A 12,640-nucleotide genomic window follows, 5' to 3' on the forward strand; every position below is an offset into this window, starting at 1 on the left:
AGTCCCGTTTGCACCTGCTTCGCCGCACCCCTGGAGATGAGCACCATGCCCGGACTTCTTCGCGGAGTCGCCCGTACCGCCGTCGTCGCCGGCACCGCCACCGCCGTGTCCAACCGGGTGTCCCGGCGGCAGGCCGGCCGATGGGCCGAGCAGGAGGCCCCGCAACCGGCCGAGGCCGCGCCCCCGCCGCCCCCGCCTCCCGCCCCCGCCCCGGCCCCCGCCGGCGACGACATGACCACCAAGATCGACCAGCTCAAGCAGCTCAGTACGCTCAAGGACCAGGGAGTGCTGACCGAAGAGGAATTCGCCGAACAGAAGCGCCGGCTCCTCGGCTGACCGAGCACCCGGCTCCGGACGCACCGGGCAGGGACGGGGGACGGGAAGGAACGGCCCCATGACGCAGCCGACGCAGCCGAGCCCACGGCCGCAGCCCGGGCAGCCGGGTTCGCCCTCGGGAGCCCCTCCGCCCGCCCGGGCCGCGACGGCGCAGCCGACGGAGGCCGAGAAGCTCCGCGAGCTGCTGCGGACTCCCGGCTACCTGAAGACCCTGCTGTTCTGCGGGCTCATCAGCATTCCGGTCTCGCTGGCCGCGTTCTGGTTCCTCGCCGGGCTCCAGGAACTGGAGCGCCTGGTGTGGGCGGACCTCCCCCGTGCCCTCGGCCACGACTCCCCGCCCTGGTGGTGGCCGCTTCCGCTGCTGCTGCTCTCGGGTGTCTGCGTCGGACAGATCGTCACCCGTTTCCCCGGGGCGGGCGGGCACGTCCCCGCCTCCGGCCTGCACCCGGGCGGTCCCGGAGCCGCCGCCCTGCCGGGAGTGGTCCTCGCGGCCGTGTTCAGCCTTCCGCTCGGCGCCACCCTCGGCCCCGAAGCCCCGCTCATCGCGCTGGGCGGCGGACTCGCGATCGCCTTCCGGCACCTCACCGGGACACCGGAAACACCGATGAGCACCGCGCTGCTGGGCGCGGCCGGCGCGGCCGCGGCGATCTCCGCCATCTTCGGGAATCCGCTGATCGCCGCCGTCCTGCTGATGGAAGTCGCGGGCGTGGGCGGCCCGCAACTGTTCGCCGTCATGCTGCCCGCACTGCTGTCGAGCGGCATCGGTTCGCTCGTCTTCACCGGCTTCGGCCGGTGGACCGGCCTGGAGACCGGGAGCCTGACGCTCAAGTCGGGCGTGGACTTCCCCCGTCTGGACGCCGGTGACGTGCTCTGGGCGATCGTTATCTCCGTGGCCCTCTCCGCCGCCGTGGCCCTCATCCAGTACGGCGGGCGGGTGACCTCCGTCCGCGTCGCCCGACGGCCCCTGATCGTGACGGCGCTGTGCGGGCTCGGCGCCGGTGTCTGCGCCGCCGCCTACGCCCTGGGCACCGGCCGTTCGCCCGCGGACGTGGCCTCCTCGGGCCAGGCCGCGCTGGCCGAGCTGGCCGGCGATCCGCAGGCCTGGGGGGTGGGCGCACTGATCGCCGTCCTCCTGTGCAAGGGCGCCGCCTTCTCCCTGTGCCTCGGCAGCCTGCGCGGTGGCCCGATCTTCCCGTCGCTGTTCCTCGGCGCCGCGGCGGGCGTCCTGCTGGCGCCGCTGCCCGGGCTGGGCATCGGCGCGGGACTGGCCGCCGGGCTGGCCGCCGCCACCACGACTGCGTTGCGGCTACCGGTCAGCAGCGTGCTCCTCGTGGTCCTGGTGCTCGGCAGCACCGCGGTGATGCCGGTGGCGATCCTGTCCGCCGTCGTCGCCTTCGTGACCTCGGGACTCCTGCCGGCCGGCCCCGCGGTCCCCCCGGTGGGCCGCATGCCCCGTCCCGCCCCGTCCGCCCCCACCGCCCCGTAGCAGTACGGGGCGTGCAGACTGCGGGTATGGCATCCCTGAACGGCTCCCCCGTCCCCCTCGCGGCCCTGCAGGCCCTCGCGCTCACCAATTACGGGCACTTCACCACCATGGCGGTGGAGGACGGGGCGGTGCGGGGGCTGGCGCTGCACCTCGACCGGCTGGTCGCGGACTGCCGTGCGGTGTTCGGCGCGGAGCTGGATCCCGAGTGGGTGCGGGAGTGCGTACGGAAGGAAGCAGGCGGGCGGGCAGGGGCGTTCATGGTGCGCGTCACGGTCTTCGACCCGGAGTTGGAGCTGACGGCTCCGGAGCGCGCGGGGCAGCCGTGCGTGCTGGTGACGACCCGGCCCGCGGCGGGCGCCGGCCGGCCGCTGCCCGCGCTGCGCGTACAGCGGATCGCCTTCCAGCGCGAGGCACCGTCGGTGAAACACGTGGCGCTGTTCGGACAGTTGCGGCTGCGGCGCGCGGCCCGGCTCGCCGGGTTCGACGACGTGCTGTTCGTCGGTACGGACGGGCAGGTCTGCGAAGGCTGCACCTGGAACATCGGCTTCGTCGACGAAGCCGGGACCGTTGTCTGGCCGCGGGCCGACGTGCTCCCCGGGATCACGATGCGACTGCTCCGGGCCGGCGGTGACCGCCATGTCACGGCGCCGGTGACGGACGGCCGACTGCGGTCCCTGCGGGCGGCGTTCGCGACGAGCACGGGCATCGGCGTTCGGGCGGTGGCCGCGATCGACGACATCGTGTTCCGCACCGACGACCCGGTGGTCGCTTCACTGCGCGAGGCCTATGCCGCCGTTCCCCCGGACCGCCTGTGAGGAGACACGGACCCGGGCGGGAGACCGGCGGTGTCGAGCGGCCGGCGCCACGCGATGCTCCGGCGCACGGCGTAGAGGTCGGCCTGGAGCGGGCTGGGCGGCACGGCAAGGACCGGGCAGGGGGCGTGTGCCAGGCAGTACCGGGCCACCGACGGCCGCAGCGCGCGCAGCAGCGGGCGCCGCGAGCCCGTACCGACGACGAGCAGGTCACCGGCATCGCGGACCGTCTCCAGCAGTGCGGCGCCCGGGGTGCCCCGGACGGCCAGTCCGGCCAGCGTCACGCCCGGCGCGCCCGTGCCGAAGGCACTTCCCAGAACGTCCCTCAGCCGCGACACCGCCGCGTCCCGGGATGCGGCGAGCAGCGGCGTACCGCCTGAGCCGCGCCGGGCGCCCGGTCCGTCCAGCGGCGGCTGCCAGGCCAGTACGACCCATAGTTCCGCGTCGCGTGCGCGGGCCTCGTCCCGTGCACGGTGCAATGCCGTGAAGCTTCCGGGGGATCCGCACGTACCCGCCACGATTCGTCCTGGCACCGTCCCGCCTTTCCTGCTCGGTTTCCGCGGGCCTCCGCAACGGCTCCGCGCGGGCACCGGACTGCGGTGCTGACGTCCTTCTGATGCCGGGGCGGGAAACCCTGACGGGTTCCTGATGCCGGGGGCCGCGGGTCCGCGGCGGAAACCGCACACCGTACGGAACCCGTCAAAAGGCCGTGCGGCCCCGATGCCGAGGCGGGCCGTGCGGGCATCGTGGAGACGGGGGGGGACACCACCGGCTCTGACGGGAGGCAGCACGTGTCCGGGTACCGATTCCACGACGACCGCACCGCGCTGACCACGGCCCTCGCGGCCTCCTTCCTGATGGCGCTCGCCCTCGGCCTCACCCTCGGCCTCGCCTTCGTGCTCGTGCTCGTGCTCGTGAGCGCGGGTCCGTCGGCGACGAGCGCCGCCCTGGTCCTGGCTCTGGCCGCGGTCCTCGGCCTGGTCGTCTGCCGGCTCGCGGTCCGCGCACACCGCCTGCGGGGTGCGGTGACCGCCGATGACTCGTACCTGGCCCGGCTGGAGGGAACGGCCCGGTTCGCCGAGGACGGGGCCTCCCCCGGAGCCGTCGTCGAGCGGGTGCGGCACGAGCTGGTCGGCCTGCTGGAGCTGCACGGCTGCCGCTTCGCGCACGGGTCGCTCAGCGGGCAGCTGCCCCGGCTGGAACACGACGGCAGCGTGTGGCTCGGCCACGGCGCCGGGGCCACCGAGGCCGTGTACTGGCCCGACCGGTGGCCCGACGGCGAAACCGAGCTCCGTGCCGTCGGCGGCGGCCACTGCCACGGGCGTTTCCTGCTCGACCCGGTGCCTGGCGCCCTTCCTCCGGAAGGGGCCCGCCTCGCCGCCGTGGCGCTGGCCGCGCAGGCCGGCGCGGCCCTGGACGCAGCCGGTCCGGCCCACCGCGGCTGAGCGGCCCACCGCAGCTCCGGCGAGGAGCAGGTCCCCGGCACGGACCTGCGGATCGGCGACCTGGTGGTGTGCGGGGCCGGGGACGTCATCCCGGGCGACGGGGACGTCGTGGAAGGCGTCGCCTCGGTCGACGAGTCCGCCATCACCGGCGAGTCCGCGCCCGTCATCCGGGAGTCCGGGGGCGACCGCTGCGCCGTCACGGGCGGTACGAAGGTCCTCTCGGACCGGATCGTCGTCAAGATCACGACGAAGCCGGGCGAGACCTTCATCGACCGGATGATCGCGCTCGTCGAGGGCGCGGCCCGGCAGAAGACGCCGAACGAGATCGCGCTGAACATCCTGCTCGCCTCGCTGACGATCGTCTTCCTGCTGGCCGTGGTCACCCTGCAGCCGTTCGCGATCTACGCCGGCGCCGAGCAGTCGATGATCGTGCTGACCGCGCTGCTGGTCTGCCTGATCCCGACGACCATCGGCGCCCTGCTCTCGGCGATCGGCATCGCGGGCATGGACCGGCTGGTCCAGCGCAACGTCCTGGCCATGTCCGGGCGGGCCGTCGAGGCCGCCGGCGACGTGTCGACGCTCCTGCTCGACAAGACGGGCACGATCACCCTCGGCAACCGGCAGGCCGCCGAGTTCGTCCCCGTCAAGGGCGTCAGCGAGGCCGAACTGGCCGACGCCGCGCAGCTGTCGTCGCTGGCCGACGAGACCCCCGAGGGTCGCTCCATCGTGGTCCTCGCCAAGGAGAAGTACGGGCTCCGCGAGCGCCACCAGGGCGAACTCGCCCACGCCGAGTGGATCGCCTTCACCGCCCAGACCCGCATGTCGGGTGTGGACGTGGACGGCCGCAAGACCCGCAAGGGCGCCGCCGGTTCGGTCATCACCTGGGTGAAGGAGCGGGGCGGCCGCGTCGCCGACGACGCGGACGTCCTCGCCGACCTGATCTCCGAAGCGGGCGGCACGCCACTGCTGGTCGCCGTCGAGGACGGCGGGGGCGCCCGCGTCCTGGGTGTCGTCCACCTCAAGGACGTCGTCAAGGCGGGCATGCGGGAGCGCTTCGACGAGTTGCGCCGCATGGGCATCAAGACGGTCATGATCACGGGTGACAACCCGCTGACCGCCAAGGCCATCGCGCAGGAGGCGGGCGTCGACGACTTCCTCGCCGAGGCCACGCCCGAGGACAAGATGGCCCTCATCAAACGGGAGCAGGCGGGCGGCAAGCTCGTCGCAATGACCGGCGACGGTACGAACGACGCACCGGCCCTGGCCCAGGCGGACGTTGGCGTGGCGATGAACACGGGCACCTCGGCCGCCAAGGAGGCCGGGAACATGGTGGACCTGGACTCCGACCCCACCAAGCTCATCGAGATCGTCGAAATCGGCAAGCAACTCCTGATCACCCGGGGCGCCTTGACGACCTTCTCGATCGCCAACGACGTCGCGAAGTACTTCGCGATCATCCCGGCCATGTTCGCCGTGGTCTACCCGGGGCTCGACGAGCTCAACATCATGGGCCTGCACTCGCCGAACTCCGCGATCCTGTCCGCCGTGATCTTCAACGCGCTGATCATCATCGCCCTGGTGCCGCTGGCCCTGAAGGGCGTCCGGTACCGGCCGACCAGCGCCGACAGGATGCTCCGCCGCAATCTGGGGATCTACGGGCTCGGCGGCCTGATCGCCCCCTTCATCGGCATCAAGATCATCGACATGCTCATCACCCTCATCCCGGGAATCGGCTGATCAGCTATGAACAACTCCATCGGCAACACCGTGCGGCTGACCGGCGCGGGCCTGCGGGCCCTGCTCGTCCTCACCGTCCTGTGCGGCGTCCTGTACCCCCTCGCCGTGACCGGCATCGCCCAGGTCTCCTTCGCGGACCGGGCCAACGGTTCCGAACTCAAGGACGAGAACGGCCGGGTCGTCGGCTCCTCCCTGATAGGACAGACCTACGACCTGACCGGGGCGAACCCCGACGATCCCGCGGAAGCGGCTCGGCCTGACCTGAAGTGGTTCCAGCCGCGCCCCTCCCACGGCCTCGGCTCCAATCAGCGTCAACCAGCAGTACTCGCTGCTCCTCTCCGGCGCCACCAACAAGGCCGGCGACAATCCGGACCTGGTCGAGCAGGTCACCGAGGCCAAGGCCGCCGTGATCGCGGACAACTCGACGGCCACGTACCGGGTCGGGCCGCAGGACGTGCCGGCCGACGCCGTCACCTCCTCCGGCTCCGGCCTCGACCCGCACATCTCCCCGGAGTACGCCCGGATCCAGGTGCACCGGGTCGCCGAGCGGAACCACCTCGACGCGGGACGGGTCGCGGAGCTCGTCAAGGACCACACCAGCGGCCGCACCCTCGGCTTCATGGGAGAGCCCCGCGTCAACGTCCTGGAGCTCAACACCGCGCTCAAGGCACTGACCGTCAGATGAGGGTGACCGGGTGCACCCCGTAGATGTTCATACCGGTACGCAGGGGCACGTCCTGTGCGGGGACGGCGAGGCGCAGCCCCGGGAACCGGGCGAGGAGCGAGGAGCGAGGGCAGGGCGACGCGCATCTCGACGCGCGCGAGTTGGGCCCCGAGGCACTGGTGGATGCCGTGCCCGAAGCCGAGCTGTCCGGTGGCCCTGCGGCGGACATCGAGCGCGTCGGGGTCGGCGAAGCGGAGCGGGTCGCGGTTGGCGGCCTCGACGGAGAGGGTGATGCTCTCGCCGGCCAGCCGATCCGCACGGATGGTCATGCAGACCGCAGACGACTCCGCACCCTCACGTCGTCTTGAGGTCACGACCCCGGCGGGAGGACAGGATGCAGAACTCGTTGCCCTCCGGGTCCGCGAGGACCACCCATGTCACGTCCTCGCCCTGGCCCACATCGGCGTGGCGGGCCCCGAGTTCGAGGAGGCGCTCGACTTCCGCCGCCTGGTCGACCGGGCGGAAGTCCAAGTGGAGGCGGTTCTTCGACCGCTCCGGCTTCGGCGCCGTCACCGGTTCGAAGATCAGCCCCGGCAGCCGGTCGGGGGCCGGGCGGATCTCGAACTCGTCCGGCGAGTCGTTCACGACGACCCACCCCAGCGCCCGTGCCCACCAACGGCCCAGAGCGGCCGGGTCCCGGGCGTCCACGACGGCCTGTTCCCACTCCAGCGGCATGCGGCGAGCCTACGCCCTGCGGCGGCGGATGCGGGCCGCGAGTACGGCGACGTCGTCCTCGGCATGGCGGGCGTCCAGGCCCGCCACCACCGCGTCCACCAGCTCCTCCACCGCCGCACCCACCGGCAGCCGCAGCCCCGCCAGCCGGGCCAGCGACAGGTCGATGTCCTCGCCCCGCCGCTCCACCAGCCCGTCGGTGAACATCAGCAGGGTCTCCTCGGTGGTGATGGCCCGGGTGATGCCCTCGTAGCCGCCGACACCGGTGCCCAGCGGCGGACCCACGGGGACCTCGACCAGCGCGGCCGTGCTGTCCGCTCCGAAGACCGCCGGCGGCAGATGGCCGGCGCTGGCGAAGTCCGCGACACCGCGCGTGGGGTCGACCCGTACCAGCAGACAGGTGGCCGGCCGGCGGGCCGGGTCCTCGGCCACCAGCGCGTCCAGCTGGCGCAGCACGCGGTGCGGGGCGAGGTCGGTGGCGGCCACGTCGCGCAGCGTCGAGCGGTAGGCGTTCATGTCCACCGCGGCAGCGAGCCCGTGGCCCATCACGTCCCCGACCACCAACAGGGTCCGGCCGAAGTGGAGCCGCACCGTCTCGAACCAGTCCCCGCCCACCAGGGCCCCGGTGCCGACCGGCAGATAGCGGCTGGCCATCTCCAGGTTGGGGTGCGGACGGCCCGGCTCGGACACCAGCGCCCGCTGCAGGTGCATCGCGGTGTCCTCGGTGGCGGCCAGCTCCCGGGCATGGCCCAGGTGCATCGCCGCGAGACGGGCCGTGAAGTGGATCGTCGCCGCTTCGTGGTCGCTGAAGCGGCCCTGCGCGCGTACGGCCACCACCTCGCCGTACACCCGGTTCCGGGCCGGCAGCGGCACGGACAGGAGGTGTACGGGAGTGCCGCTTGCGAGCACCGTCCACTCGGAGAGGGGGTGCCCGCCGTCCACGGCCCGTACGGAGGGCGACCCGCCGGGGCGCGCCGCCAGCAGGCCGACCGCCCCGGCCGCCGCGATGCGGTTCAGGCGGCCGTCCTCGGCCCGCAGGTCCACCGCGACGGCGTCGCAGAGGTTCCGGAAGAGGAATCCGGCCAGTTCCTCGCAGATGGCGGTCTCGTTGGGCCTCGTCCCGATCTGCTCGGCCGCGGCTTCCGTCGCGTGGAGCCGCGCGAGCAACGCCTCGTACTCCGCAGGGGGCCCGGCGGACCTCCCGTCATGCTCCGACAAGACACCTCCCCGGCCCGGCAGCCGAAGAGGCCATTCCACCAGCACCTCCCGCCGCCCGCACGCACGCCGCGCGCCTGCCGGCCGCACGGATCACCGCGGACGGGCCGCCGGGGAGCCACCGACCGCCGACCGTCACGGCACGGACTGCCCCCGACGCAGGCCCTCCGCCCTCGGCACGACCCCGCGCACGACCTCGACCCGCTCCGCGGCGATGAGGCAGGACACCGGCGCCGGGCCACCCCCATCAGCCTCGAAGGCAACCAGCACGGAGGGCTGTTCACCGAGCCCCTCGACGACCCGCCGCACCTCGTCGGCAGCCGGCTCCCGGAAGACCGGGTCCTGGAACATCGCCGGGCAGCTGACGTAGACGGGGTCGCCGAAGACGAGCTCCAAGCCGTGGGAGTACGTGAGGTCACGGCCGGCGGCCAGCCGGAGCTCCACGGGAGTCCAGGAGATCACTTCCCAGTCCCACCAGGAGCCCTCGGGCAGCCGGATCGCAGTGTGCCGGCGGTCGGTGTCCACCTTCAGGGCCCCATCCGTTCGAACGTGCCTTCAGGCTACACACGGGCCCGGCACTCGACCCCGGCTCAGGTGTCGGACAGTTGGGCCACCCAGCCGTACGGGAGTTCCGCGCCGTCGAGCGTCACCGCCTCGACGGTTCGGGTCTCGGGGTCGATGTCGGCCTGGACGCCCTCGCCCTCGTACCGCGGATAGCCCGAGGCCCCGTATTCGCCGGTGGCCACGACCAGTGCCGTACGCAGCACGCCCCGGCGGGGGGAGGCGGCGGCGCCGGGCTCGGTGAGGCCCGGGCGCAGGACGACGGTGTACCGGCCGGGGGTCGGTGTGGAGGCGGGGTCGGGCTCGACGGAGGGGTTCATGCAGCCCAGGCTAGCCACCGCCCGGCCGGCCGGCCGGTATCCCGATGCCGCGCCCCGTTCGCGTCCGCCGATCGCGTCAACCGTCGGCCGTCATCCGTCCGCCGTCGGCCTCCGCCATCCGCCGTGCGCCGTCCGCCGTCCGCCGTCCGCGAATCCGGCTGGATGTTCGAGCGCCCCGGTGCTTGGGTGGCGGTATGGAGATCTTGGTTCTGGGCGGGACGGCATGGGTGGGCCGGGAGCTGTCCCGGCAGGCGATCGCGCGCGGCCACCGGGTGACGTGCCTCGCCCGCGGCGAGAGCGGTGAAGTCGCCGACGGGGCACGGCTGGTGGCGGCCGACCGGCACGATCCCGCGGCGTACGAGCCGCTGCGGGGCCGCGACTGGGACGCGGTCGTCGAGGTGTCGTGGCAGCCGGGATTCGTCCGCGGCGCGCTCGACGCGCTGGGCGGCAGGGCCCGGCACTGGACGTACGTCTCGTCGGTCAGCGCCTACGCCTCCCACGCCGAAGCGGGCGCGGACGAATCCGCGGGCCTCCTCCCCCCGACGGACCGGAGCGAAGTGGACCGGGCACTGTACGGCGAGGCGAAGGTGGCATGCGAGCAGGCGTCGCAGACTGCCCTCGGCGAGCGCCTGCTCATCGCGCGCGCCGGGCTCATCGGCGGCCCGGGGGACCACAGCGGGCGCTCCGGTTACTGGGTGGCCCGCGCCGCGCGCGATCCGCACGGGCCGATGCTGGTTCCCGCCGTGCCGGCGGCCCCGACCCAGGTCATCGATGCACGGGACCTCAGTGCCTGGCTGCTCGACGCCGCGGAGCGGCAGTGCACGGGTACGTACGACGCGGTCGGTCCGGTCGTTGCGCTCCGGGAGTGGATCGAGCTGTCCCGCACGACGGGCGGGCACACCGGTCCGGTGGTCGGCGCCGACTCGGCGTGGCTGCTCGCGCACGGCGTGGCCCAGTACATGGGCGCCGAATCGCTGCCGATGTGGCTGGCCGAGACGGGCTGGGAGGGATGGTCGGCCCGGGACGGTTCCGCGGCTCGTGCCGCCGGGCTCCGGCACCGGCCGCGGGCGGAGCTGCTGGCCGACACGCTGGTGTGGGAGCGCGCGCAGGGTCTGGAGCGGGAACGGCGGGCCGGCCTCAGTGCCGGTCGCGAGCGCGTGCTCCTCGACGCGCTCGGCTGACGCGGCGGCTCAGCGGCCGGGCCCCGCACCGCTTCCCGCACTGTTTCCGGCGCCGCTTCCGGCACCGGTTCCCGCACGACCGGTTCGGGGTTCCACTTGCCGTAGTTCGGCGAGGAGTTCGCTCTGGCCCGCCAACAGCTCGGTCAGGATGCGGCGGGCCGCGCGCAGGAGTTCGGCGACGTCGCCCCCTGCGAGGGCGTAGTTGACCGTCGCGCCGTCGCGCGTGGAGACGACGATGCCGGAGCGGCGCAGGACCGCCAGTTGCTGGGACAGGTTGGACGGCTCGATGTCGATCTCGGCGAGGAGTTCGCGTACGGGCCTCGGACCGTTCTGCAGGAGTTCCAGAACACGGATCCTGACGGGGTGTCCGAGCATGCGGAAGAACTCGGCTTTCGCCTGGTACAGGGGTACCTGCTTGCCCACGAACGCTCCCGCCCTTGCTTCGACCCGTGTGTGCGGCCCGGGGCCGGTGAGTTGCCCGCCCGCCTGTACCCATCATTCCGCCCGATGGGCCCACGCGTGCCCCTGCTTGACCAATTTCGGATGTGCCGGATTGAAGAGTTCTTCAATTCGTGGGCATGCGTGGGCCCGAGATTGCGACGCCTAGATCTCCAAAGCGGATTCGATGCGCTTGAGCTGGTGTCGGGCCATGGCCAGATTGGAGTTCGCCTTGTTCAGTACCACGTACAGGAACAGCCCGTTGGTTCCCCGGCCCCGCAGCAGCCGGATCAGGTGGTACTGGTTCCCGAGGGTGATGAGCAGGTCTTCGATCTCGTCGTTCAGGCCGAGCATTTCCATGGCGCGGACCTTGGCCCGGATCACATCGGTGTTTCCCGCTGCCGCGACCGCCAGGTCGAGGTCTTTGCCACCACCGAGCACTCCCAGTGCCATTCCGCTGGTGTAGTCGACCAGGGCGACCCCCAGGGTGCCCTCGATCGAGGTCATCGTCTCCTTCAACGAGACTTCCACATTCGCCATCGGTGCGCGCTCCCTCATCTCCGCGTTCACGGCCGGCGCCGCTTGCGCTGCACACCGGACCACTTGTGAGGCTGACGCTACTGAGCGTGCGCGGCAACGTGAGAAGAACGGGAGATTTGACGAAAAACCTCCCCTCCTCCGTCTAAGATCCGCCCGGCACGCACGGCCGCGCTCGCGCCCGGACCCACTTCGGGCCGCGGGTCCGGACCCGCGGCCAGGCTCCACGTCCCGTCAGCCGTTCCCGGACCGGCCGACGTCGAACCGGGCGATCGCCCCGTGTTCCAGTGCCACGTACAGGGCGCCGTCCGGGCCGAAGGCCAGGCCGTGGGGCTCGCTGCCGGGCGGGTCGAGCGGGTACGAGTCGACCCGGCCCGCCGGGGTGATGCAGCCGATCCGGCCCGAGCCCCACTCGGTGAACCAGAGCCGGCCGTCGGGGCCGGAGGTGATCGCGTGGGGGCGGCAGACCGCGTCGGCGAGCGGAAACTCGGCGATCTCGCCGAGGGGCGTGATCCGGCCGATCCGGCCGGCCCCGATCTCGGTGAACCACATCGATCCGTCGGGGCCCGCGCAGATCCCCACGGGAGCGGCCTGCGCGGTGGGCAGAGGGTGCACGGTGACGTCGCCGTCCATGGCGATCCGCCCCATCGCGTGCGCCTGGTTGAGGGTGAACCACAGTCCACCGTCCTCCCCCGCCGCGATCATGGAGGGGAACGCGCCGGCCACGGGCAGCGGGAACTCCGTGACCTCGCCGTCCGTGGTGATCCGGCCGATCCTGTCGGCGTACAGCTGTGTGAACCAGAGGGCGCCGTCGGGGCCCGCGGTGATGCCGTACGGGCCGCTGCCGGGGCCGGGGACGGCGTACGAGCAGGCCTCGCCGCCGATCGTGATGCGGCCGATCCGGTGGTCCTGGGTGCGGGTGAACCAGAGGGCGCCGTCCGGTCCGGCGGTGATCAGCGACGGACCGCAGGAGGTCGAGTCCAGGGCGTACGTGGCCAGTTGCCCGTCGGGGGCCAGGCGGGCGACGGCGCCCGCGTGAACGAGGGTGCACCACAGCGCGCCGTCGGGGCCGGCGGTGAGCGCGTACGGACCCGAGGCCGGGTCCGGGACGGGGAACACGGTGGGCGCGGGTCGACCGGAGGGCTCGGGAGACGTCGCAGAAGGCACGGGCACGGA

At 73.0% G+C, this 12,640-nt stretch carries 13 protein-coding genes and 3 pseudogenes; 7 read left to right on the forward strand and 9 right to left on the reverse strand.

What is annotated here, in order from left to right; translation table 11 throughout:
• Positions 1–45: 45 nt before the first annotated feature.
• From OHA65_RS04180 to OHA65_RS04190, 3 genes are read left to right on the forward strand one after another with little or no spacing between them, the layout of a single operon-like run.
• Positions 46–336, forward strand: coding sequence for an SHOCT domain-containing protein (locus OHA65_RS04180; protein WP_327281715.1), 291 nt, complete (start codon positions 46–48; stop codon positions 334–336).
• 58 nt (positions 337–394) lie between these two features.
• Positions 395–1,822 carry a chloride channel protein gene (locus OHA65_RS04185; RefSeq protein WP_405754547.1) on the forward strand — a complete coding sequence of 476 codons (1,428 nt, stop codon included), beginning with the start codon at positions 395–397 and terminating at the stop codon, positions 1,820–1,822.
• Positions 1,823–1,848: 26 nt separating this feature from the next.
• Complete coding sequence (locus tag OHA65_RS04190; RefSeq protein WP_328761608.1) at positions 1,849–2,637, forward strand: aminotransferase class IV; 789 nt, start codon at positions 1,849–1,851, stop codon at positions 2,635–2,637.
• On the opposite strand, the gene OHA65_RS04195 is transcribed toward OHA65_RS04190, so the two are convergent.
• Complete coding sequence (locus OHA65_RS04195; protein WP_405761224.1) at positions 2,607–3,224, reverse strand: universal stress protein; 618 nt, start codon at positions 3,222–3,224, stop codon at positions 2,607–2,609. The genes OHA65_RS04190 and OHA65_RS04195 overlap by 31 nt on opposite strands.
• Positions 3,225–3,425: 201 nt before the next feature.
• On the opposite strand from OHA65_RS04195, the gene OHA65_RS04200 reads away from it, so the two are divergent.
• The 3 genes and pseudogenes from OHA65_RS04200 (at position 3,426) to OHA65_RS04210 (ending at position 6,501) form a co-directional block, all read left to right on the forward strand.
• Positions 3,426–4,079: a histidine kinase gene (locus OHA65_RS04200; RefSeq protein WP_327281719.1), complete on the forward strand. Its 654-nt coding sequence runs from the start codon at positions 3,426–3,428 to the stop codon at positions 4,077–4,079.
• Positions 4,080–4,097: 18 nt separating this feature from the next.
• Positions 4,098–5,816, forward strand: a pseudogene (gene kdpB / locus OHA65_RS04205) (potassium-transporting ATPase subunit KdpB); the annotation flags it as partial.
• 6 nt (positions 5,817–5,822) lie between these two features.
• A pseudogene (locus OHA65_RS04210) lies at positions 5,823–6,501 on the forward strand (potassium-transporting ATPase subunit C).
• Here OHA65_RS04210 and OHA65_RS04215 read toward each other — a convergent pair.
• From OHA65_RS04215 to OHA65_RS04235, 5 genes and pseudogenes are all read right to left on the reverse strand, one after another.
• Positions 6,494–6,785, reverse strand: a pseudogene (locus OHA65_RS04215) (cytochrome P450); the annotation flags it as partial. The pseudogenes OHA65_RS04210 and OHA65_RS04215 overlap by 8 nt on opposite strands.
• Positions 6,786–6,834: 49 nt before the next feature.
• A complete protein-coding gene (locus OHA65_RS04220; RefSeq protein ID WP_327281720.1) occupies positions 6,835–7,215 on the reverse strand; it encodes a VOC family protein in 381 nt (126 codons plus the stop codon).
• Between the two features lie 9 nt (positions 7,216–7,224).
• The gene (locus OHA65_RS04225) at positions 7,225–8,430 is read right to left on the reverse strand and encodes a PP2C family protein-serine/threonine phosphatase (RefSeq protein ID WP_327281721.1); all 1,206 of its coding nucleotides are present in this window, start codon (positions 8,428–8,430) and stop codon (positions 7,225–7,227) included.
• A gap of 132 nt (positions 8,431–8,562) precedes the next feature.
• Positions 8,563–8,952, reverse strand: a complete 390-nt coding sequence (locus OHA65_RS04230) for a hypothetical protein (RefSeq protein ID WP_405761227.1) — start codon at positions 8,950–8,952, stop codon at positions 8,563–8,565.
• A 65-nt stretch (positions 8,953–9,017) separates the two neighbouring features.
• Entirely contained in the window at positions 9,018–9,308 is a 291-nt protein-coding gene (locus OHA65_RS04235; protein WP_327281723.1) for a hypothetical protein, read from the reverse strand.
• 194 nt (positions 9,309–9,502) lie between these two features.
• On the opposite strand from OHA65_RS04235, the gene OHA65_RS04240 reads away from it, so the two are divergent.
• Positions 9,503–10,489 (forward strand): NAD-dependent epimerase/dehydratase family protein, encoded by a 987-nt coding sequence (locus OHA65_RS04240; protein ID WP_329312643.1) that lies wholly within the window; start codon positions 9,503–9,505, stop codon positions 10,487–10,489.
• A 9-nt stretch (positions 10,490–10,498) separates the two neighbouring features.
• Here the strand turns inward: OHA65_RS04240 and OHA65_RS04245 are convergent, their stop codons facing one another.
• The 3 genes from OHA65_RS04245 to OHA65_RS04255 all read right to left on the reverse strand — a co-directional run bounded on the left by OHA65_RS04245 (position 10,499) and on the right by OHA65_RS04255 (position 12,637).
• A complete protein-coding gene (locus OHA65_RS04245; RefSeq protein WP_371646750.1) occupies positions 10,499–10,864 on the reverse strand; it encodes an ArsR/SmtB family transcription factor in 366 nt (121 codons plus the stop codon).
• Positions 10,865–11,092: 228 nt separating this feature from the next.
• Positions 11,093–11,467, reverse strand: coding sequence for a hypothetical protein (locus OHA65_RS04250; RefSeq protein WP_327281726.1), 375 nt, complete (start codon positions 11,465–11,467; stop codon positions 11,093–11,095).
• Positions 11,468–11,698: 231 nt separating this feature from the next.
• Positions 11,699–12,637 carry a virginiamycin B lyase gene (locus tag OHA65_RS04255; RefSeq protein ID WP_327281727.1) on the reverse strand — a complete coding sequence of 313 codons (939 nt, stop codon included), beginning with the start codon at positions 12,635–12,637 and terminating at the stop codon, positions 11,699–11,701.
• Between the last annotated feature and the right edge of the window lie 3 nt (positions 12,638–12,640).

This window comes from Streptomyces sp. NBC_00045, assembly GCF_045041095.1.
GTDB lineage: Bacteria > Actinomycetota > Actinomycetes > Streptomycetales > Streptomycetaceae > Streptomyces.